This is a genomic window from Rhodospirillaceae bacterium, assembly GCA_016712715.1.
Classification (GTDB): Bacteria; Pseudomonadota; Alphaproteobacteria; order Dongiales; family Dongiaceae; genus Dongia.
The window spans coordinates 279,476-298,825 of sequence record JADJQM010000001.1; the positions used below are offsets into that span (position 1 = coordinate 279,476).

Below are 19,350 nucleotides of genomic sequence, written 5' to 3' on the forward strand. Positions count from 1 at the left end.
TATCGCCTGATACGGTCGCCGCCATGCAACTTGCGCCCTATGCCTCAGACCCGCAGCAGAGTCGCCGCCGCCGCCTGGCCGAGACGGAAAGCCCGATGCGCTCGGTCTATCAGCGCGACCGCGACCGGGTGGTGCATTCGGCGGCGTTCCGGCGCCTGAAGCACAAGACCCAGGTCTTCGTCTATCACGAGGGGGACCATTACCGGACGCGCCTGACCCACAGCCTGGAAGTGGCGCAGATCGCGCGTACCATCGCGCGGGTGCTGGGCCTCAACGAGGATCTGGCGGAGGCGCTGGCGCTGGCGCATGACCTTGGCCATCCGCCCTTCGGTCATGCCGGGGAGGAGGCGCTCAATGCCTGCATGGTGGAACTGGGCGGGTTTGATCACAACGAGCAGACCTTCCGTGTGCTGACCAGCCTGGAGCGGCGCTATGCGCTGTTCGACGGATTGAACCTCACCTGGGAAATGCTGGAGGGCATCGTCAAGCATAACGGGCCGTTGACGGGAAGCCGGGCAGGGGCGCGCAGCCTCGCCCATGGCGTGCCGCAGACGATTGCCGATTTCGATGCGGAATGGTCGCTGGAACTGGATGGGTTCGCGAGCGCCGAGGCCCAGGTCGCGGCCCTGGCCGACGACATCGCCTACAACAATCACGACATCGATGATGGTCTCCGCGCCGGACTGTTCGCGGTCGAGGATCTTGCGGACGTGCCCTTGGCAGGACCGGTCTTTGCCGAGGTGGGGAAGATCTATCCGGGGCTTGAGACGACGCGGCTCATCCATGAAGCCGTGCGTCGCATGATCAATGTGATGGTGAGCGATGTGCTCACCGAGAGCCAGCGGCGGATCGCGGCTGGCCATCTGCTGTCGCCCGTTGATGTCCGCCAGCGCGACGAACCGATCATCGCCTTTTCGCCTGAGATGCGTGGACATGACATCGGACTCAAGCGCTTTCTGTTCGAGCGCATGTACCGGCATGAACGAATCAACCGGACCATGGCCCATGCCAAGGAGGTGGTCGCGGATCTCTTTCGGCTGCATCTCGATCAGCCCGATCTGCTGCCATCGGAATGGTCGCGGGAGGCCACCAGCACGGACCGCCGCCAGCGTGCGCGGGTAGTGGCCGATTACATCGCAGGCATGACCGACAAATTCGCCCTTGAAACCCATGCCCGGCTGCTGCCCGGCAGCATGGTTGTTTCAGAAAAATCCTAAGCAAATCTATATCTTAACCCAAGCCATCACAGGCCTTTGTCTTGACCGACTCGGGATAAAACTGGTTTGATTCGTCATTGCGGCGCGGTTTTTCCCGTCGCGCATGAATGGCGTCAAGGACAGCGTTAGATGACGACGGAACCACCCCGGCCAGATCAGATCCAAGCCAATGTCGCAGCAGCGCTCAGCCGGTTGCGCGGTGAGCTTGCCCCGACGCCGCCGAGCGCGCCCGCTCCTGGCCATGCGCCCGCGCCTGAGCCGCAGCAGGTCGCGCGCGAGCCTGAACCCATCCTGACGGCGCCGGAACCCTTGTTCGACGTGGGACCGGGGCTAGAGGCGCCGGATCCCAGCATGGCGCTCAACCAGGGGAAATCCGGCGGCGATATGCTGGACACGCCGTTTGCGCGCATGACTGGCCTCAAGTCCACCGAGCAGCCGGATCTCCTGGCCGGTATCGGCACCACGCCGCCGCCCTTGGCCGATCTCCCGGATGCGGATGCGGAAGCGGCGCATCGCAAGCGCCGCCTGCGCAATCGCCTGCTGGCAGGTGGCGTGCTGGTCATTGCCTTGGCCGGGTTCTGGTATCTCAGCGGTGGCGGTGACGACAGTAATGAACCGATCCCGGTCGTGACGGCCGAGGCGACGCCCGAAAAGGTGAAACCCGCCGACGAGGGCGGCCTCGACGTGCCGAACCAGGATGTCGCCATCCTTAATGGCGAGAACTCTGCGGCACCAGTCGAGGGCGAAACAGTCCTGCCGGCGCCGGAACAGCCGGCGACCCCGCCGGTGGTGCCTGAACCCGAGGTCCCGGCGGTCACGGCGCCCGCTGCCGAGACAACCATCCCGACGGTCACGGCGCCAGCCGTCGATGCCATTCCCACCGTGCCTGCGCCGACTGATACCGCGGCTGTGGACAATGCAGGCACAGTGCCTGCGACCGATCCTGCCGCCGCGCCGGCATCTGAGGACACCACGCCGGCCGTCGCTGAGCCTGCACCTGTGGCCGAGGTGCCCGTCGCTGAAACGGCACCGACCCAAACGGCTACTGCCGAGCCAGGCGTCAGCGGCAATGCGCGGATCCAGCTTGCCGCGGTCAAGACGGAAGAGGCCGCCAAGACGGAATGGGCGCGGCTCCAGAAGCTGCACCCGGACGTTCTGGGCGGGCTCAGCCTCCATGTCGAGAGGTTCGAGAAATCGGCCAGCGAGGTGTTCTTCCGCATCCAGGCTGGTCCGTTCCAGGACAAGGCCGCGGCGAAAGAAGTTTGCGGCCAATTAAAGCAAAAAAATCAAGCGTGTATCGTCGCTACCTAAAGCGATACATCGGGGAGAGCGACAATGCCATTGGCGGCGATTCTAGGCTGCGCCGGTCCGGAACTGACGGCGGCGGAGAGGGCGTTCTTCAAAGCCACGGATCCGCTTGGCTTCATTGTCTTTGCCCGCAACCTGATCGAGCCCGAGCAGGTGCGGCGCCTGACCCGGGATCTCCGCGATTGCGTGGGGCGGCCGGACGCGCCGATCCTCATCGACCAGGAGGGTGGCCGCGTCGCGCGCCTCAAAGCGCCGCATTGGCGGCATCCGCCGGCAGCCGATCGCTTTGGCGCCATCGCGGCACAGGATCGCGCCCGGGCCGCGCAGGCCGTGCGTCTCAATCATGAGCTGATGGCCGGCGAGATGCTGGAACTCGGCATCAATGTCGATTGCGCGCCGCTGGTCGATGTGCGCGCGGTGGGTGCCCATGACATCATCGGCGACCGGGCCTTCGGCACCGATCCGTTCCTGGTCGCTGATCTCGGCCGCGCGGCGGCGGAGGGGCTGCTGGCGGGCGGGGTGATGCCGATCATCAAGCACATCCCCGGGCATGGCCGCTCGGCGGTCGACAGCCATTTTGAACTGCCCCGGGTCGACACGGATTTCGACACCCTGGTGGACACCGATTTCGTGCCCTTCCGGGCGCTCCACGACATTCCCTGGGCGATGACCGCCCATATCGTCTACACCGCCCTCGACCCAGCACAACCGGCGACGCTGAGCCCCACAGTAATCGCCGAGATCATCCGCGGCGAGATCGGCTTTGCCGGGCTGCTCCTGTCCGATGATCTTTCCATGAAGGCGCTCAAAGGCGGTCTCGACGAGCTCGCCCAGAGCAGCCTGGAGGCAGGTTGCGACGTGGTGCTCCATTGCAATGGGGACATGGCCGAGATGGAGCTGGTCGTCCGCGGTGCAAAGCCCTTGTCAGCGGTCGGACTCGCCCGATATGAACAAGGCCAAAAGCGCCTCAATGCCGAGCCCGATTTCGATCTGGCTGATCTTGCAGAAGAGCTTTCCGCGCTAATGGCCTGATATTGAATGATTAGCCTGGAATCGACGCGGGCGCATATCATATCGGCGGAACCGCTCATTCTAGGAGTTTTGCTGTGAACGAAGCCGATATCGGCGAGATGATCCGGGTGGCCTCCACCTGGGTGCTGCCCGTGCTGCTGGCCATAACGCTGCATGAAGCCGCGCACGGTTTCGCCGCCTGGCGCCTGGGCGACGACACGGCCTACAAGCTCGGCCGGGTGACGCTCAATCCCTTGAAGCATGTCGACCCCGTGGGGACGGTCCTGCTGCCGGCCATGCTGTTCTTCCTGCATTCGCCCTTCATGTTCGGTTACGCCAAGCCGGTGCCGGTCAATTTTCGCCGGTTGAAGCACTTCCGGCGCGACATGATCCTGGTGGCTGCGGCCGGTCCAGGGACGAACCTTGCTTTGGCGATCATCTCGGCCTTGCTGCTGCATGTGGTCGATCTGGCGCCGTCGGGCGTGGCGGAGTGGGCGCATCTCACCCTGCTAAATTCCATCATTCTCAATGTGATATTGGCAGTCTTTAACATGCTGCCTTTATTACCGCTGGATGGTGGGCGGGTGCTCGCCGGGTTGCTGCCGCCGTCGCTGGCGCGGCCCTTCTACCGCACCGAACGCTACGGCATGTTCATCCTGCTTGCCCTCATCTTCATCCTGCCGATGATCGGCAATCAGTTGGGCGTGGATCTCAATACTTTGGGCTGGCTCTTGGGCCCGGCTTCCGACTATCTCGTGCAACTTATCGCAACCCTGACGGGGCTGAAAAGCTGATGGCGCCTTGGACCGCCGACGACGAGACGGATGCGCCGGAGACACCGATTGTCGCCGAGGGCACGGCCGTGCCAGGCGAAGAAATCACCCCTGAAAGCGGCCCGGAATCCGGGGACCAGCCGACAGCGCCGGACGAAGGCGAGGAATTGCCCCCGGTTGCCGCAAATGACGACGCCGAGCTGCGCCTGGACCTCGATGGCTATGAAGGGCCGATCGATATCCTGCTGGCCCTGGCCCGCGACCAGAAGGTCGATCTGAAGAAGATCTCGATCCTGGAACTGGCCGATCAGTATCTCGCCTTCATCAACCATGCACGGAAGCTGCGCCTCGAACTGGCGGCCGATTATCTGGTCATGGCGGCGTGGCTGGCTTACCTCAAATCAAGGCTGCTGCTGCCTGAGCCGCCGGCCGATGGCGAACCGAGCGGCGTCGAGCTGGCGGCCGCCCTGGCGTTCCAGCTGCAGCGCCTGGAAGCGATGCAGAAGGCCGGCCAGGCGATGCTGAACCTGCCGCAGCTGGGCCGCGACACCTTCCTGCGCGGTGCACCGGAGCCGATCAAGGTGGTCGACATTCCGGTTTTCGAGCTGTCGCTTTATGAACTCCTCAAAGCCTATGGCACCCATCCGGGGCGCAAGCGCGACGGCATGTTGCAGATCCAGCCGCTTGACCTCTTTTCGATGGACGATGCGTTGAAGCGCATCGGCGACATCATCGGGCGGACACTGGACTGGACCATCCTGCAGAACTTCCTGCCGGAGGGCCTGCGCCAGCCCCTGCAGCGCCGCGCCGCGGTTGCCGCCACATTTGCCGCCTCGCTGGAGCTCGCCCGTTCCGGCATCATCAATCTGCGCCAGGACGGCCTGTTCGGCCCGATCTACATGAAGCGAGCCGAGCCACTGCCGGCGACCCATCCGAGTGAAGTGACCCATCATGAGTGAAGAGAGATTCGAGACCCTGCGCTTCCTGGAAGCGATGCTGTTCGCAGCCGCCGAGCCGCTCACTGAGAAGGTGATGGCGCATCGCCTGCCGGACGATGCCGACGTCAAAGGCCTGCTTGAGGAGTTGAAGGGGCACTATGCCAATCGCGGTGTCGTGTTGATGCAGTTCGAGGATCGCTGGGCGTTCCGCACCGCACCCGACCTGTCGCATCGCATGTCGATCGAACGCAAGGTCGTGCGCAAGCTGACCCGTGCCGCCGTCGAGACGCTGGCGATCATCGCCTATCACCAGCCGGTGACACGGGCCGAGATTGAAGAGATCCGCGGCGTGGCGATTTCCAAGGGCACGCTGGATTCGCTCCTCGAAGCCGACTGGATCAAGCCGAAGGGCCGTCGCGAGACGCCGGGCCGCCCGGTGACCTGGGGTACCACGACCGGCTTCCTGGAGCATTTCAGCCTCGAAAGCTGCGAAGCCTTGCCGGGTGTCGAGGAACTGCGCGCCGCCGGGCTGCTCGATGCGCGTTCGGCAATCTCGACCCTGGGGACCCAGGGCGGTGCTGCCGGGCAGCTCCTGCGCGGCGACGGCAGCGAAGAGGAAGAGGCGGCGGCAGCCATCGAGTTGCGGGGCGAGCCGGAGCTGGAGAGCGACGAAGAGGGCGCCCCGGCCAAGGTGGCCGGCGAAGAGGCGCTGTCGCGGACGATGATTATGAGGCCGAGCTGCTGGCGCGTGTCGAGGAGGAAGCAGCCGCGGCCGCCTTCGCACCTGCGGAAGAAATTGTTGCCATCGACGACGAAGATGACGACGACGATGGCGACGACGACGACGACGATGATGACGACGATGACGATGACGATGACGATGACGACGAAGCCGCCGAGGAAGCGGATGAGGAAGACGATCCCGACGGCGATGCGCCTGGACGGGCGGACCGCGCGGTGAGCAATTCCTGAAATAGTCCCACTGCGCTGGGATTCCGGTCGGTGCCGTGACCGCCACACGGCAAAAGCATTGCGTTAGCCAAAATCCACGCTACGCTATTTCCTGATGGCTGACATATCAGCCGCAGAAAGAGGTGGCTGCGATGACCGTTGCGAGCATCCTCAAGGAAAAGCCCGACAGGCTGATATCGGTGAAGGAAACCGACAGCCTCGGTGACGTGGCAAATGTCCTGACCCGAGAGAATATCGGCGCGGTGCCGGTGCTGGAGTCCGGTGGCGAGATGATCGGCATCGTGTCGGAGCGCGACATCGTGCGTCAGATCGCACGAGAGGGCGCCGCTGTCCTCAGCCGCCCGGTGAGTTCCATGATGACCAAGACCGTCGTGTGCTGCGCGCCGGAGGATTCGGTGGCGAGTACCATGGCCATGATGACGCAGCGCAGGTTCAGGCATCTGCCGGTGCGCAGCAACGGCCGCATTATCGGCATGATTTCGATCGGCGACGTGGTCAAGCGGCGCGTCGAAGATGCCGAGCGCGAAGCGGAATCGCTGCGGGACTATATCGTGCGCGGGTGACGGCGGCGCTGCTTCTAGAAAGCCTCAGCCTGGTCCGTCGGCCGGAAATAGATTCGGACCAGCACCATGTCGACTTTCTCCTTATCAGCGGATAGGGGCAGGATGAGTTTTGCCTGGCGGGAATAGACACCGTCGCTGTTGGTGAACTCGGCTTCGTAATAGGCCGGCCGCTTGGCATCGAGCACGGCGCTGTATTGCTCCATGAGCAGGTGGCGCTCTTCTTCGGAGGTCAGCTTCTCGACGCCGAAACCCGTGCGGCGGGTGCCGTAATAATGCTCGAGATTGGTGCCGTCGAGGCGGATCTGGTAGCTCGACACATCGCCATGGAACTCGATCAGCATCAGGTTCCCGAGCCATTCCTTCATTTCGAGTGGATCGATATCGGTGCGCGCCGGCAGGGCTGAGCCGTGCATCTTGCTGTGCCAGTAATCGTAAAGTGACCGCAGGCGCGGTTCGGGAATATCAAACGGCTGTTCGGTATCGATCTCGGTCATCTCGCCATCGCCGCTCTATGCCCGTTGACGCTACGGCTTCCCAAGAAGGTGCTGCGTCATTCAGGCCTGTTGTGCGCCGTCCTGCCAATAAATATCTTTAATTTACCATGCTATACGATCTATTTCATCTACTACGCAACCTTTCCACACTAACTGACGTTGTTGCCTGTGTTCTTGACTGAAGAAGGGCCAGGGCAAACCGTTTGCCTTGGTGCTCGTTCGGTCGTCTTTTGGGAGGTCCAGATGATTAGACATACTCAACTTATTATTGTTGCCTCGCTGCTGCTCCTCGCTGCATGCGCCGAGAGCCGTATCTTCGACACCAATTGCAGCGGCAATGGCATGATTACCAATGTCGGATATTGCACCGGCACGTTGCATCCCTACGCCGGACCATGGAGCGCGCGTTAATCTCTTAAAAATTGAGATCGGTTTCAGCGGTGGAGCGGTGAACTCCTGCGGGAGTCCGCCGTTCTGTCGCCGGTCCCCGCCTTGCGGATCGCCCGCGCCGCCGGAAGTGTGACGCGGACCTCGGTGCCCTCGCCCGGTCGGCTGAAGATGTCGATTCGCCCCTGGTGCAGTTCGATCAGGTTCCGGCAGATCGCCAGTCCCAGTCCGGTGCCCTCCTGCTGGTGAAAGGCAGAGCGGTTGACCTGCACGAAGGGCTCAAACACCCGTTCGATGTCCTTGGCCGGAATGCCGATGCCCGTATCGGCCACGGTGAGACAGGTGGCGCCGTCGGATTCCTGAGCTGCCTTGACCGTGATGGCGCCGCCCGGCGGCGTGAATTTGACGGCGTTGGTGAGCAGGTTGAGGACAATCTGGAGAATGCGCCGGTAGTCGCCGCGTATCATCGGCAGGTCGGGGGCGAGTGTCACGTCGATGTCGATCTGGCCCTTGCGCGCGCGGGCCGAGACCATTGTGGTGCACTGGGTGATGATCTCGCCAAGATTGACCTCGTTCTCGTCGATATGCGCCTTGCCGGATTCGAGTTTCGAATAGTCGAGAATTTCCTCGATCAAGCGGAACAGGATATGGGCGCTTGAGTGAATGTCGCTGGCATATTCATTGACCCGCGCATTCTCCGGAGCGTCGCGGGTCATCAGCTCGATCAATTCCGAAAAGCCCATGATCGCATTGAGCGGCGTACGCAGTTCATGGCTCATGCTGGCCAGAAACTCGGTCTTGGCGCGGTTGGAAGTCTCCGCCTCGCGCCGCGCCAGCATTAGCTGGCGTTCAAAACCCTTGCGCTCGGTGATGTCCTCGACCGTACCTTCATAATGCTGCGGCCTGCCCTGCGCATCGCGGACCAGGCGCGCATTTTCGGATATCCAGATTCGCTCCCGCGTCTTGTGCCGAAAGATCTCGGATTCGAAGTTGCGCACACTGCCGTCCCGTTCGACGACCGAGGCGAACTCGGCGCGCCGCTTGGGATCGACATACCATTCGATGGCGATGTCGTTGACGGCTCGGATCAGTTCCTCGGGCGTGTCGTAGCCGTTGATCTTGGCCAGCGCCTGGTTGGCACTGATCATGCGGCCGGAGAGGCTGGTGATATAGGTACCGTCGAGCGCGTTTTCGAACAGGCTGCGATAGCGTTCCTCCGCCGACCGGAGGGCCTGTTGCGATTGCACGAGAGCGGTGATGTCGATGACGGTGCCGATCAAGACAGCCTGGTCCGCGCCGGCGGCATGCATCGATGCGGATTCAGAGATCCACAACCGGCCGCCGTCGGGGCGCACCATCTCGCTCACTTCGTTGGCAAGATGCCCTGTCCGGGCGACCTGCTGCAGCAATCGGCCGCGCTGCAATGGGTCGGCGTAAAGATGGGCGGCGTTCTCAGCCACCTGTGCCAGCATTTCCTCAGCTGATCGGAAACCCATCATATGGGCGAGGGCATTGTTGACGGTCAGGAGCCGACCGCCATGCGCCGTCATGTAGATGCCGATATCCACGCTTTCGAAGACTACGCGATGGAAATCCAATGGATTCACGGCGCCCCTGAGCAAAAAGTTCACGGCGGGTGAGGATGTTACCCTTTTCGGTCGTGTGGGGACAACCTAGTTGCCAGTGACCGCATCTTAGAGGGCGCCATTCCTATGGCAGTGAGTGGCATGCCGATTGCTGATACCAGCGTGAACTTGGCTGAATCTGGCGGAAAGCAGCGCTTTGATGGCTTCACGGAACCACATTAGGGTCGAAGGACCGGCAAAAATTGCCGCGGCGGTGGCGTCTGATGCGCTTTTCCGCCCCGCACATGCCGCGCGACTTCCCCTTTGCCATGGGAGATGCCCGCGATGACGCCGTTCGTGACTGTCACCAGTGGCGCCGGCCAGGACCTGTCGGTCAGGTCGGATGTGCTTTCCGGGATCCGCCAAGCCAGCCTGTCAACCGGCATCGAGTTTTCCTATCTGATGGCGCAGGCCAACCGGGAGAGCAGCTTCAATCCGAGTGCCCAGGCCAAGACATCATCCGCCGCCGGGCTCTATCAGTTCGTCGAGCAGACCTGGCTGGGCGTGGTGAAGAACCATGGCGCCGAATACGGACAGGGGGACCTTGCCGACAAGATCACCCGGCGTTCGGACGGGCATTTCACCGTCGCGGACGCAGCGACACGGCAGGACATTCTCGACCTGCGCCGCGACCCGACCTTTGCGGCGGCCATGGCGGCGGAGCATGCCGCCGACAACAAGGCCAAGCTCAGCGAGAAGCTGGGTCGCGACATCACCGGCACGGATCTCTACTTCGCCCATTTCCTCGGAATCAGCGGCGCCATCAAATTCATGCGCAATGTCGCCGAGAGCCCGGAGAAGACGGGCGCCAGCCTGTTCCCGAAGGCCGCGGCGGCGAACAAGAATGTTTTCTATGACGAAAGTGGCCGAGCCAAAACCGTTTCCGAGATCTACGACAAGTTCGCCGCCACCATGAATGCGGATATGGAGGCCTATGCGGCCTTTGAGGGCAACACAGCCCCAGCGACGATCGTGGCGGATGCCGGCACTGCCTTGCCGGCCAGTCCGAACGCCGCCTATGCGATGGCCGTCCGGACAGCATCCCTGGAGAACGCGCCGGTGCCTGGTGGATCGTCAGGCGGTTTCGGCAAGGTCGGCAGCCTGCTGTCGCCGCTCATGCTGGTGACGCTTGCAGCATTGCCGGTCGCCCGCGAGGAAGAGGAAAACGGCGATAAGCCACGTCGCCTGGCCATGCATCCCCCCATCGACGGGACCGAGTTCGGCCAGCCAGCTCGCAGCGGAGTCTGTTCAATCGCTTAGATGATCCGCTGCATCTCGAATTGCTGCGGTCGAGTTTCGCGATCTAGCAGTCAGTGATTCTTGGTTTCGATGGCGCGGCGGCCTGCATCGGTCAGCTTGCAGACCAGCCAGTCCGGTTTCAACGGGTTGGTGAACCAGGGTTCCGCCCAACCATGGTCGATGCAGGCGCGGATGGTGCGCTCGTTGATCTTCTGACCCCACTCATCGAACAGCGGTAATTTGCCGCCGGGCTGCTTCAGCCCCTTCGAAAGCCAGCCAAGCTCAATGTCCGACGGCCGCTCGGCGGCGCTGGCGGTACTTGTTACCCGCGTCATTAACTTCCCTCAGAACTCATCCCCGAATGGGCCGACAATAACGTAATTGGCGACCAGCGCCAAGGATTGCGGCAAGGAACCCAATCTTATCGTTGTTGTCTAAGCCCGCGGCGCGATGCGGAGGCGCGGGATATCGATTGCGGGGCAGTGATCCATGACGACGTTGAGGCCCGCGGCGCGCGCTTCTGCAGCGGCTGTTTCGTTGATGACGTCAAGCTGCATCCACACCGTCTTCGCGCCGACCGCAATCGCCTCGCGGCTCGGTTCCAGGGCATTCTCGGAATTGCGGAAGATGTCGACCATGTCGATCTGGCCGGACTTCGCCTCGGGGATGTCAGTCACGCGCGCATAGACGCGCTCGCCGTTGAGCGTCTGTCCTTCAAGACCGGGATTGACTGGAATGACCCGGTATCCATGCCGCTGCAGAAAACGCATGACGCCATGGCTCGGCCGGTCCGGCTTTGGACTGGCGCCGACCAGGGCGATGATCCGGGTTTCAGTCAGGATGCGGCGCAGGAAGTCGTCGCTGACAAGAGTACTCATAAGTGGCCTCGGCCTGGTGATCCGTGTTCAACCATCATATGTGGCGGCTTGCTGGTTGAAGAAGGAGGCTGTCTTGGGCAATTGCGGCAGGCGCAGTTCGTTGGCAACGCACCGCACCCGGCCGGTGCGCACGCCTTGCACGATGCGGCCTTCATGGACGCTGGGCAGCGGGTTGGGCGAGAGGGGTATCGCATCCTCGGCGGAATAGACGCAGATGAACAGCGTGCGCGCCTGTTGCGACCGGTTGGGCGCCGACCCGTGCAGCAAGCGGGTATGCATGAGGCAGACGCTGCCGGCGGGTCCCGTGCACTGCTTTGCGCGGGCCAGCATTCTCGGTCTCCGTGCCAGGATCAACGGCGCCGGTGAACCGTCCCTCGTGCCACAGTTCGTAGAGCGGCCCCTGGTGCGATCCGGGCAGGACCTTCAGCGGGCCGTTCTCGGGGGTCACGTCATCGACGAAGATCAGGGCGGTGATGAGGTCGTCGTTGCTGTGAGGCGTGAAGGGGAAATCCTGGTGCCATTTCACCTGGGTGGCGGCACCGGGCAGTTTCGAGTTGATCTTGGCGTGATGGAATTTGACGTTCGGGCCGATGAGGTCGGCGACGAGGGCGGGGATGCGGCTTTCCGACATGACCCGGTCATAGGTCGCGGATATCTCGGTGGGCGAATTCACGCGGCGCAAGGCTGGGCGGTCGGCGGTGTGACCGGGCTCCAGATCGAATCTGGGCCTGCCATCAACAATCTCGCCCCAGGGTTTTTCGTGGGACCGGCTTTGGGCCACCCAGGTATCGAACTCGGCCTGCAGGCTGGTTAGCTCGGCCTTGCTCAGGGCTTGCTCGACCACCAGGAATCCGTCGCGCCAGAAGGCAGCGCGGGATTCTTCCGGGAGGGCGTTCAAGGGGTTGGTATGGGTCAGCGACATGGATTCGATTCCCAAGGCAAGGCATCGGATGAATTGGCTGGTGCCACCATAGCGCTTTGCGCGCGTGACCGTCGAGGCGGTGCGATCTGTGGCAGAGAAAGGAAATTACTTAAACTTCGATTAAATTCGTAAACGATATCTCTTGCGCTTCTGCCCCGAAGGCCCAATCTTATCATCAACTGAAACTTTGCCAGGAGGGTGTGCGATGAGCATCACCCAAATCGGGTCCGTAGCCGCCGGTGTTGAAGCGGCCAGATTTGCCGGCGTTCAGCAGAGCGGTCAGGCTGCGGGCACGAGTGCCGTGCAGCGTCAAAATAACCGCGTTGCCGAAGAAGCTGATTTGAAGAAGACCGAAGTGGTGGAAGAGAGCTCCGAACGCAGTTCGGTGAGCAGCACCAGCGATCGTCGCCTCGACATCACCGTCTGACGCCGCCGCGCGATCGGATCGCAAATTGAAAACGCCGCCGGCACAGCCGGCGGCGTTTTTCATTGTAGCGGCGTTGTTCAGCGCCAGCCGGCGCGATCCATGATCATGACGGCCTGCGGATTGTTGCGGCCCAAGGCGGACACGTTGATCTCATCGAGCTTAAAATCTCCCCAGGCGGCGACGATCTCCGACACCTTGGAGCCGGCCACGACCGGATACTCGAAATTGGCGCCGGAGAAGATCTCCTGGGCGGCCGGTTTCGCCATGAATTCCAGATAGGCCAGGGCGTTGTCGCGGTTGGGCGCATGGGCGGCGACGCCGGCGCCCGAGACGTTGACATGGGTCCCGCGGTCCTGCTGGTTCGGGAAGAAGACGGCCAGGTTTTCCAGGCTCTTCTTCACCGCCTCGTCCTTGCTGGCGAGCATGCGCGCGAAATAATAGGTATTGCTGATAGCGATGTCGCCCTCGCCGGCGATCAGCGCCTTGATCTGGTCGGTGTCGCCGCCCTCAGGCTTGCGCGCGAAGTTGGCAACGAGGCCCTTCGCCCAGGCCTCGGCCTTCTCAGGGCCATCATGCTCGATGATCGAGGCGAGAAGGGACTGGTTGTAGATATTGTTGGAGGAGCGGATCAGGATCCGTCCCTGCCATTTCGGATCGGCGAGGTCCTCATAGGTGCTGAGGTCTTCCGGCTTCACCTTGGTCTTGTCGTAGACGACGACCCGGGCGCGGGTCGAGAAGCCGAACCAGTGACCTTCCGGTTCCTGGAAGCTGGCCGGGATCTTCTCGGACAACAGGGAGGACTTGGTCGGTTGGAAGACACCTGCCTGTTGGGCGCGCCAAAGATTGCCGGCATCGACCGTGACGAAGACATCGGCGGGCGAGCTTTCGCCCTCGAGTTTCACGCGCTCCATCAGCTCCTCGGCGGTGCCTTGGATGATGTTGATCTTGATGCCGGTCTCCTGGGTGAACAGGCCGTAGAGCGTCTCGTCCGCCGGATAGTGCCGGGCGCTATAGATGTTCACCTCGCCGGAAGCCGCCGTGGCTCGGCGGACAATCGGCATGGCCATGGCGGCCAAGGAGGCCGCGGCAAATTGGCGGCGCGATAAGGTGAGCGGGCGGAATTTCGTCATTGGGGTCCCCGAGCGACAGGATTATTTGTGCGACTGCAAGTCAGAATAACTCGCAACCAGATATAATATCCCGAAGTCCATCGTTCAAGGGGGCGGGGGATTGGTGCGCTGCGGCGCGTTGATGCGGACTACTGAGCCATGGCTGCAAGAAACTCGTCCTTGCTGACGATGCCGTCTTTGTTGCTGTCGGCAAGCGATACCAAGTCGAAGCAATAGGCCTGATCTTCGTTGAAATCGACCTTGCCGTCACCGTTGTAGTCGGAGCGCTGGAAGCGGGCCGAGAAGAAGTCGATGGCGTCCTGGCGGGAAGAGGGGATGCCGAAGAGATACTCCTCAAGCGACAGGCCGCCATCGCGGTTTTCGTCAATCCGCTTGAATTCCTTGGCCGAGATGCGCTGCAGATCCTGCAACGTGAAACCGCCGGACTTCTTCTGATCGAGGCGATTGAAATAGGCCGTCCGGAAATCGGGCGCGGTTTGCGCCAGGGCCGTGCCTGACACGGTCATCGCCATCATCACGGCGAGGAGCAGATATGCTTTCATTCCAGTTCCTTGATCAACTTTCCGCAACCATCATCGCGCCAATTCATAGAGCGAAATCGCGGCGGCGTTCGACACATTGAGGTGATCGATCGGCCCCGATGTTGGCAGGCGCACAAGAAGGTCGCAATTCTCACGAGTCAGGCGCCGCAATCCGGCGCCTTCCGCTCCGAGGCACAAGGCAACGCGGCCGCCCGATTTGACACTGGAGAGCGTCTGTTTTGCTTCCGCCGCCAAACCGATGCACCAGAAGCCGGCTGTTTTCAGTTCCTCCATGGCACGCACAAGGTTGGTAACGCGCACCAGTGGTACATGTTCCAGGGCGCCTGACGCCGATTTGGCCAGGATCCCGCTTTCGGGCGCGGCATGGCGCTCGGTCAGGATGATGGCGATGGCGCCAAAGGCTGCCGCCGAGCGCAGGATGGCGCCGACATTGTGGGGGTCGGTGACCTGGTCAAGAATGACGACACTGGCATTCTCGCGGTCGCGGGCCAGGTCGCAGATCTCGTCGATATAGGTCTCGGGCAAAGGCGAAACCCTGGCAGCGATGCCCTGGTGGACAACATCTCGGCCGACCAGCTTGTCGATCGTGTCGCGTTCCACGGCCTCGATCGCAGGTTGCTGGGCGCCGCGTCCTAACGCCGCACCAGCGTCGCCGGCGGCGATCAGGCGGTGAATTCGCCGCTTCGGGTTCTTAAGTGCCTCTTCCACCGCGTGATGGCCAAAAATCCAATATCCGCCCGGTCCGCCCGCGACGTTTGCCGGAGAATCCAAGGGTAATTTAGTTTCGTTGCGACGGGCCTGATCGTCACGATTCCGGCCATGGCGCGCGCCACCTCCGGCGAAATGGCCGGCGCGGCGTCCTTCGGGCTTATCTTGAGCGGATTTTGGGGTCTTTGGCGGCTTGCGCGGGGGCATGTCGGACTCTATGATCTGGATGACAGAAGAGCTTTACCCTAACTCCCCTCGGGCCGGAATCGAAATCGGCGCGAACGGGAGTTTTTGCTGTGATTTCAAGTTGACACGGTTGGTTAAATGCTCATAAGTCCGCGTCTCCGCTGAGCGGAGTCGAGCGCGATGGAAGGGTGCCCGAGTGGCTAAAGGGGACGGGCTGTAAACCCGTTGGCTTCGGCCTACGTAGGTTCGAATCCTACCCCTTCCACCAAGCTCCCCCTTGGGCATTTTGCCAGTAATGGCATGTGCTTATGTGGGTGGTGGCGCGAGGTTGCTGAGGTGTTGGCGAGTGTTGGCTCGCGAGTGAGCGGGCGGGTGTAGCTCAATGGTAGAGCTCCAGCCTTCCAAGCTGGCTACGCGGGTTCGATTCCCGTCACCCGCTCCAATCGCTCGATGTGGGAGTTTCGCAGTGGATCGGTCCGGTGACTGGTTTACGGCAAAGTGGTTAAAGAAACGATTTCAATCTGGTCTAGGATTGCACGGACATGGCGAAGGCTAAATTTGAGCGCAACAAGCCGCATTGCAACGTTGGCACGATCGGCCACGTTGACCACGGCAAGACGTCGCTGACGGCGGCGATCACGAAGGTATTGGCGGAGTCTGGTGGAGCGACGTTTACGGCGTATGACCAGATCGATAAGGCGCCGGAAGAGCGGGCGCGTGGCATCACGATCTCGACGGCCCACGTTGAGTACGAGACGAAGAACCGCCACTACGCCCATGTCGATTGCCCGGGCCATGCCGATTATGTGAAGAACATGATCACGGGTGCGCACAGATGGACGGCGCGATCCTGGTGGTTTCGGCCACCGACGGCCCGATGCCGCAGACCCGCGAGCACATCCTCCTGGCCCGCCAGGTCGGCGTGCCGGCGCTGGTGGTGTTCATGAACAAGTGCGACATGGTGGACGATCCCGGAGCTCCTCGATCTCGTCGAGCTGGAAGTCCGCGAGTTGCTGTCGAAGTATGAATTCCCCGGGCGACACCATTCCGATCATCCGTGGTTCGGCGCTGTGCGCCCTGGAAGGCAAGCAGCCGGAGCTCGGCCATGACGCGGTGCTGAAGCTGATGGCGGCGGTCGATGAATTCATCCCGCAGCCGGAGCGTCCGAAGGATCGTCCGTTCCTGATGCCGATCGAAGACGTGTTCTCGATCTCGGTCGCGGCACGGTGGTCACGGGTCGCGTCGAGCGCGGCATCGTGAAGGTTGGCGAGGAAGTCGAGATCGTCGGCCTGAAGCCGACGGTGAAGACGACCGTGACCGGCGTTGAAATGTTCCGCAAGCTGCTGGACAGCGGCGAAGCTGGCGACAATATCGGTGCGCTGCTGCGCGGCACCAAGCGTGAAGACGTCGAGCGCGGTCAGTGCTTGGCCAAGCCGGGTTCGATCACCCCGCACACCAAGTTCAAGGCGGAAGCCTACATTCTGACCAAGGAAGAGGGTGGCCGTCACACGCCGTTCTTCTCCAACTATCGCCCGCAGTTCTACTTCCGCACGACGGACGTGACGGGCACGGTGGAGTTGCCGGAAGGCACCGAAATGGTGATGCCCGGCGACAACATCTCGATGGTGGTCAACCTGATCGCCCCGATCGCCATGGATGAAGGTCTGCGCTTCGCCATCCGCGAAGGCGGTCGTACCGTCGGCGCCGGCGTCGTCGCCAAGATCGTCGAGTAAGGCTGAAGGTTGGCGGCGAAAGCCGCTGCCGGAATGGCCCGGAAATGCTGCTCCGGCGGCTGCGAAATGCAGTCGCCGGATCGGCGTTACAGGGTGGGACCGGTAGTTGAGGAGATGTTAGGGGCATAGCTCAACTGGTAGAGCGTCGGTCTCCAAAACCGAAGGTTGCGGGTTCGATCCCTGCTGCCCCTGCCAGCCTTTCTCCTGCAGAGCAGGCGAATGGCCGACAGAGTTAAGAGTACAGAGTTTATTTGAAGCTGATTTCAGGTTCCGGAACGATGGCGAAAACAAGTCCGATCGAGTTTCTCCGGCAGGTCCGGCAAGAGGTGTCGAAAGTCACCTGGCCGAGCCGCAAGGAGACGACCATCACGACCTCGATGGTCTTTGTGATGGTGGCGGTTGCCTCTGTTTTCTTCCTTGCGGTCGACGCCGTCCTGGGTTGGGGCATCACCGCCGTTTTGGGTCTGGGGAGCTAAGCGCAATGGCGCATCGTTGGTACGTGGTCCATGTCTATTCCGGCTTTGAGCGCAAGATCGCTGAGTCAATTCGCGATCAGGCCAAGCAAAAGGGTATGGAAGAATTGCTGACCGACGTGTTGGTGCCGACCGAAGAAGTGGTCGAAGTCCGCCGCGGGTCGAAGGTGAATGCCGAGCGCAAGTTCTTCCCGGGTTATGTCCTGGTGCGCATGGAGCTTACCGACGAGTCCTGGCACTTGATCATGAACACGCCGAAGGTGACAGGTTTCCTCGGTGGCAAAGGCAAGCCGAGCCCGATCTCGGAAGCCGAAGCGCAGCGTATCCTGCACCAGGTGCAGGAAGGGATCGAGCGTCCCAAGCGCGCAGTTATTTTCGAAGTGGGCGAGCAGGTCCGTGTCAATGACGGTCCGTTCACCTCCTTCACCGGCCATGTCGAGGAAGTCGACGAAGAGAAGGGCCGCCTGAAAGTGGCCGTGTCCATCTTCGGTCGCGCGACACCGGTTGAGCTTGAGTATTCGCAGGTCGAGAAGGTCTAACGGCCCCTTCGCCTGTCTATCCGCCCGGTGACGGTTTCGCCGGAATGAGAGTGTGGGAGGCCAGCCAGGGCCGGACCACAAAACCCCAGGAAGCCGGGTAAAGGCTTCATAACGAGGTTTCATCATGGCAAAGAAGATCGAAGGCTACATTAAGCTGCAGATCCCGGCCGGTAAGGCGAATCCCTCGCCGCCCGTCGGTCCTGCACTTGGTCAGCGCGGCTTGAACATCATGCAGTTCTGCAAGGAATTCAACGCGGCGACCCAGCAATTGGAAGCGGGCATGCCGATCCCGGTGGTCATCACCGCGTTCAGCGACCGTTCGTTCAGCTTCGTCACCAAGACACCGCCGGCCAGCTACTTCCTGAAGAAGGCGGCGAAGATCGACAAGGGCTCGCAGACCACCGGTCGCGGGTTCGTCGGCAAGGTGACGATGACCCAGTGCCGCGAGATCGCCAAGCAGAAGATGGCCGATCTCAACGCGCATGACATCGAAGCGGCAGCGGAAATGATCCGCGGTTCGGCCCGTTCGATGGGCCTGCAGGTTGTGGAGGAATAATCATGACCGGCAAGCGCATTAAAAAGGCCTATGAAGGCATCGATCGCACCAAGTTCTATTCGCTGCAGGATGCGGTGAAGGAACTGAAGTCGCGTGCCAAGACGAAGTTCGACGAAACCGTCGAGATCGCCATGAACCTCGGCATCGATCCGAAGCATGCCGATCAGAACGTGCGTGGCGTGGTTTCGCTGCCGCACGGTACCGGCAAGACCGTCCGCGTCGCCGTGTTCGCCAAGGGTGACAAGGCCGAAGCCGCGAAGAAGGCCGGTGCCGACATCGTCGGTGCCGACGATCTCGCCGAGATGGTTCAGGCCGGCAAGATGGATTTCGACCGCGTCATCGCAACGCCGGACATGATGGTGACCGTCGGCAAGCTTGGTAAGGTGCTGGGCCCCCGTGGCCTGATGCCGAACCCGAAGCTTGGCACCGTCACCAACGACGTCGCCGAAGCCGTGAAGGCCGCCAAGGGCGGTCAGGTCGAGTTCCGCGCCGAGAAGGCCGGTCTCGTCCATGCCGGCGTCGGCAAGGTCAGCTTCTCGGAAGCCGACCTGGTTGCCAACGTGAAGGCGTTCGTCAGCGCCATCAACAAGGCCAAGCCCGCGGGTGCCAAGGGTACTTACATTAAGAAGGTATCGCTGGCCTCGACCATGGGGCCGGGCATGAAGCTCGACGTCGCCGTTTTGGTGGCGGCTGATTGATTGAAGAGTTTTGACGGCTTTCCGGATTTGT

General features: G+C 62.0%; 21 protein-coding genes, 3 tRNA genes and 2 pseudogenes. 18 read left to right on the plus strand and 8 right to left on the minus strand.

Features of this window, described 5'->3' with window-relative positions; all coding sequences use genetic code 11:
* Positions 1 to 23 precede the first annotated feature (23 nt).
* From IPK59_01430 to IPK59_01460, 7 genes are all read left to right on the plus strand, one after another.
* Positions 24 to 1,217, plus strand: a complete 1,194-nt coding sequence (locus tag IPK59_01430; protein MBK8157509.1) for a deoxyguanosinetriphosphate triphosphohydrolase — start codon at positions 24 to 26, stop codon at positions 1,215 to 1,217.
* A gap of 129 nt (positions 1,218 to 1,346) precedes the next feature.
* Positions 1,347 to 2,528 (plus strand): SPOR domain-containing protein, encoded by a 1,182-nt coding sequence (locus tag IPK59_01435; protein ID MBK8157510.1) that lies wholly within the window; start codon positions 1,347 to 1,349, stop codon positions 2,526 to 2,528.
* 24 nt (positions 2,529 to 2,552) lie between these two features.
* Positions 2,553 to 3,557 carry a beta-N-acetylhexosaminidase gene (nagZ, locus tag IPK59_01440; protein MBK8157511.1) on the plus strand — a complete coding sequence of 335 codons (1,005 nt, stop codon included), beginning with the start codon at positions 2,553 to 2,555 and terminating at the stop codon, positions 3,555 to 3,557.
* 98 nt (positions 3,558 to 3,655) lie between these two features.
* Positions 3,656 to 4,330 carry a site-2 protease family protein gene (locus IPK59_01445; GenBank protein ID MBK8157512.1) on the plus strand — a complete coding sequence of 225 codons (675 nt, stop codon included), beginning with the start codon at positions 3,656 to 3,658 and terminating at the stop codon, positions 4,328 to 4,330.
* Positions 4,330 to 5,268: a segregation/condensation protein A gene (locus IPK59_01450; GenBank protein ID MBK8157513.1), complete on the plus strand. Its 939-nt coding sequence runs from the start codon at positions 4,330 to 4,332 to the stop codon at positions 5,266 to 5,268. The genes IPK59_01445 and IPK59_01450 overlap by 1 nt, the downstream gene beginning before the upstream one ends.
* Positions 5,261 to 6,208 carry an SMC-Scp complex subunit ScpB gene (scpB, locus tag IPK59_01455; protein ID MBK8157514.1) on the plus strand — a complete coding sequence of 316 codons (948 nt, stop codon included), beginning with the start codon at positions 5,261 to 5,263 and terminating at the stop codon, positions 6,206 to 6,208. The genes IPK59_01450 and scpB overlap by 8 nt, the downstream gene beginning before the upstream one ends.
* Before the next feature lie 142 nt (positions 6,209 to 6,350).
* Entirely contained in the window at positions 6,351 to 6,782 is a 432-nt protein-coding gene (locus tag IPK59_01460) for a CBS domain-containing protein (GenBank protein ID MBK8157515.1), read from the plus strand.
* A 14-nt stretch (positions 6,783 to 6,796) separates the two neighbouring features.
* Here IPK59_01460 and IPK59_01465 read toward each other — a convergent pair whose 3' ends face one another.
* On the minus strand, positions 6,797 to 7,276 hold the full coding sequence (locus IPK59_01465) for a PAS domain-containing protein (protein ID MBK8157516.1): 480 nt from the start codon (positions 7,274 to 7,276) through the stop codon (positions 6,797 to 6,799).
* 243 nt (positions 7,277 to 7,519) lie between these two features.
* Between IPK59_01465 and IPK59_01470 the strand changes: the two genes are divergently transcribed.
* Positions 7,520 to 7,687: a hypothetical protein gene (locus IPK59_01470; GenBank protein MBK8157517.1), complete on the plus strand. Its 168-nt coding sequence runs from the start codon at positions 7,520 to 7,522 to the stop codon at positions 7,685 to 7,687.
* 23 nt (positions 7,688 to 7,710) lie between these two features.
* Here the strand turns inward: IPK59_01470 and IPK59_01475 are convergent, their stop codons facing one another.
* Positions 7,711 to 9,270, minus strand: a complete 1,560-nt coding sequence (locus tag IPK59_01475) for a PAS domain-containing sensor histidine kinase (protein ID MBK8157518.1) — start codon at positions 9,268 to 9,270, stop codon at positions 7,711 to 7,713.
* A gap of 303 nt (positions 9,271 to 9,573) precedes the next feature.
* On the opposite strand from IPK59_01475, the gene IPK59_01480 reads away from it, so the two are divergent.
* Entirely contained in the window at positions 9,574 to 10,548 is a 975-nt protein-coding gene (locus IPK59_01480) for a transglycosylase SLT domain-containing protein (GenBank protein ID MBK8157519.1), read from the plus strand.
* Between the two features lie 50 nt (positions 10,549 to 10,598).
* On the opposite strand, the gene IPK59_01485 is transcribed toward IPK59_01480, so the two are convergent.
* The 3 genes and pseudogenes from IPK59_01485 to IPK59_01495 all read right to left on the minus strand — a co-directional run bounded on the left by IPK59_01485 (position 10,599) and on the right by IPK59_01495 (position 12,327).
* Entirely contained in the window at positions 10,599 to 10,862 is a 264-nt protein-coding gene (locus tag IPK59_01485; protein MBK8157520.1) for a hypothetical protein, read from the minus strand.
* 99 nt (positions 10,863 to 10,961) lie between these two features.
* The gene (locus IPK59_01490; protein MBK8157521.1) at positions 10,962 to 11,405 is read right to left on the minus strand and encodes a CoA-binding protein; all 444 of its coding nucleotides are present in this window, start codon (positions 11,403 to 11,405) and stop codon (positions 10,962 to 10,964) included.
* Positions 11,406 to 11,432: 27 nt separating this feature from the next.
* Positions 11,433 to 12,327 (minus strand): annotated as a pseudogene (locus IPK59_01495) (phytanoyl-CoA dioxygenase family protein).
* A gap of 205 nt (positions 12,328 to 12,532) precedes the next feature.
* On the opposite strand from IPK59_01495, the gene IPK59_01500 reads away from it, so the two are divergent.
* The gene (locus tag IPK59_01500) at positions 12,533 to 12,754 is read left to right on the plus strand and encodes a hypothetical protein (GenBank protein MBK8157522.1); all 222 of its coding nucleotides are present in this window, start codon (positions 12,533 to 12,535) and stop codon (positions 12,752 to 12,754) included.
* Between the two features lie 77 nt (positions 12,755 to 12,831).
* On the opposite strand, the gene IPK59_01505 is transcribed toward IPK59_01500, so the two are convergent.
* From IPK59_01505 to rlmB, 3 genes are all read right to left on the minus strand, one after another.
* A complete protein-coding gene (locus tag IPK59_01505) occupies positions 12,832 to 13,884 on the minus strand; it encodes a Fe(3+) ABC transporter substrate-binding protein (protein ID MBK8157523.1) in 1,053 nt (350 codons plus the stop codon).
* Positions 13,885 to 14,012: 128 nt separating this feature from the next.
* The gene (locus IPK59_01510) at positions 14,013 to 14,426 is read right to left on the minus strand and encodes an EF-hand domain-containing protein (protein ID MBK8157524.1); all 414 of its coding nucleotides are present in this window, start codon (positions 14,424 to 14,426) and stop codon (positions 14,013 to 14,015) included.
* A 30-nt stretch (positions 14,427 to 14,456) separates the two neighbouring features.
* Positions 14,457 to 15,341: a 23S rRNA (guanosine(2251)-2'-O)-methyltransferase RlmB gene (rlmB, locus tag IPK59_01515; protein MBK8157525.1), complete on the minus strand. Its 885-nt coding sequence runs from the start codon at positions 15,339 to 15,341 to the stop codon at positions 14,457 to 14,459.
* A 161-nt stretch (positions 15,342 to 15,502) separates the two neighbouring features.
* Between rlmB and IPK59_01520 the strand changes: the two genes are divergently transcribed.
* The 8 genes and pseudogenes from IPK59_01520 (at position 15,503) to rplA (ending at position 19,319) form a co-directional block, all read left to right on the plus strand.
* Positions 15,503 to 15,588, plus strand: a tRNA-Tyr gene (locus tag IPK59_01520).
* A 100-nt stretch (positions 15,589 to 15,688) separates the two neighbouring features.
* Positions 15,689 to 15,762, plus strand: a tRNA-Gly gene (locus IPK59_01525).
* Between the two features lie 100 nt (positions 15,763 to 15,862).
* A pseudogene (gene tuf, locus IPK59_01530) lies at positions 15,863 to 17,053 on the plus strand (elongation factor Tu).
* A gap of 119 nt (positions 17,054 to 17,172) precedes the next feature.
* Positions 17,173 to 17,248, plus strand: a tRNA-Trp gene (locus IPK59_01535).
* 83 nt (positions 17,249 to 17,331) lie between these two features.
* Positions 17,332 to 17,529, plus strand: coding sequence for a preprotein translocase subunit SecE (secE, locus tag IPK59_01540; GenBank protein MBK8157526.1), 198 nt, complete (start codon positions 17,332 to 17,334; stop codon positions 17,527 to 17,529).
* A 5-nt stretch (positions 17,530 to 17,534) separates the two neighbouring features.
* Positions 17,535 to 18,065 carry a transcription termination/antitermination protein NusG gene (gene nusG, locus IPK59_01545; GenBank protein ID MBK8157527.1) on the plus strand — a complete coding sequence of 177 codons (531 nt, stop codon included), beginning with the start codon at positions 17,535 to 17,537 and terminating at the stop codon, positions 18,063 to 18,065.
* Between the two features lie 124 nt (positions 18,066 to 18,189).
* Positions 18,190 to 18,621 (plus strand): 50S ribosomal protein L11, encoded by a 432-nt coding sequence (rplK, locus tag IPK59_01550; protein MBK8157528.1) that lies wholly within the window; start codon positions 18,190 to 18,192, stop codon positions 18,619 to 18,621.
* On the plus strand, positions 18,618 to 19,319 hold the full coding sequence (rplA, locus tag IPK59_01555) for a 50S ribosomal protein L1 (GenBank protein MBK8157529.1): 702 nt from the start codon (positions 18,618 to 18,620) through the stop codon (positions 19,317 to 19,319). The genes rplK and rplA overlap by 4 nt, the downstream gene beginning before the upstream one ends.
* The last annotated feature ends 31 nt before the right edge of the window (positions 19,320 to 19,350 follow it).

Bases quoted from the DNA above. Each gene is read 5' to 3' on its own strand.
- IPK59_01470 (MBK8157517.1), top strand. From the start codon at position 7,520: ATGATTAGACATACTCAACTTATTATTGTTGCCTCGCTGCTGCTCCTC.
- nagZ (MBK8157511.1), top strand. From the start codon at position 2,553: ATGCCATTGGCGGCGATTCTAGGCTGCGCCGGTCCGGAACTGACGGCG.
- rlmB (MBK8157525.1), bottom strand. From the start codon at position 15,341: ATGCCCCCGCGCAAGCCGCCAAAGACCCCAAAATCCGCTCAAGATAAG.
- IPK59_01490 (MBK8157521.1), bottom strand. From the start codon at position 11,405: ATGAGTACTCTTGTCAGCGACGACTTCCTGCGCCGCATCCTGACTGAA.
- secE (MBK8157526.1), top strand. From the start codon at position 17,332: ATGGCGAAAACAAGTCCGATCGAGTTTCTCCGGCAGGTCCGGCAAGAG.
- IPK59_01480 (MBK8157519.1), top strand. From the start codon at position 9,574: ATGACGCCGTTCGTGACTGTCACCAGTGGCGCCGGCCAGGACCTGTCG.
- IPK59_01430 (MBK8157509.1), top strand. From the start codon at position 24: ATGCAACTTGCGCCCTATGCCTCAGACCCGCAGCAGAGTCGCCGCCGC.
- scpB (MBK8157514.1), top strand. From the start codon at position 5,261: ATGAGTGAAGAGAGATTCGAGACCCTGCGCTTCCTGGAAGCGATGCTG.
- nusG (MBK8157527.1), top strand. From the start codon at position 17,535: ATGGCGCATCGTTGGTACGTGGTCCATGTCTATTCCGGCTTTGAGCGC.
- IPK59_01445 (MBK8157512.1), top strand. From the start codon at position 3,656: ATGATCCGGGTGGCCTCCACCTGGGTGCTGCCCGTGCTGCTGGCCATA.
- IPK59_01465 (MBK8157516.1), bottom strand. From the start codon at position 7,276: ATGACCGAGATCGATACCGAACAGCCGTTTGATATTCCCGAACCGCGC.
- IPK59_01450 (MBK8157513.1), top strand. From the start codon at position 4,330: ATGGCGCCTTGGACCGCCGACGACGAGACGGATGCGCCGGAGACACCG.
- IPK59_01505 (MBK8157523.1), bottom strand. From the start codon at position 13,884: ATGACGAAATTCCGCCCGCTCACCTTATCGCGCCGCCAATTTGCCGCG.
- IPK59_01485 (MBK8157520.1), bottom strand. From the start codon at position 10,862: ATGACGCGGGTAACAAGTACCGCCAGCGCCGCCGAGCGGCCGTCGGAC.
- IPK59_01500 (MBK8157522.1), top strand. From the start codon at position 12,533: ATGAGCATCACCCAAATCGGGTCCGTAGCCGCCGGTGTTGAAGCGGCC.
- IPK59_01435 (MBK8157510.1), top strand. From the start codon at position 1,347: ATGACGACGGAACCACCCCGGCCAGATCAGATCCAAGCCAATGTCGCA.
- rplK (MBK8157528.1), top strand. From the start codon at position 18,190: ATGGCAAAGAAGATCGAAGGCTACATTAAGCTGCAGATCCCGGCCGGT.
- IPK59_01460 (MBK8157515.1), top strand. From the start codon at position 6,351: ATGACCGTTGCGAGCATCCTCAAGGAAAAGCCCGACAGGCTGATATCG.
- IPK59_01510 (MBK8157524.1), bottom strand. From the start codon at position 14,426: ATGAAAGCATATCTGCTCCTCGCCGTGATGATGGCGATGACCGTGTCA.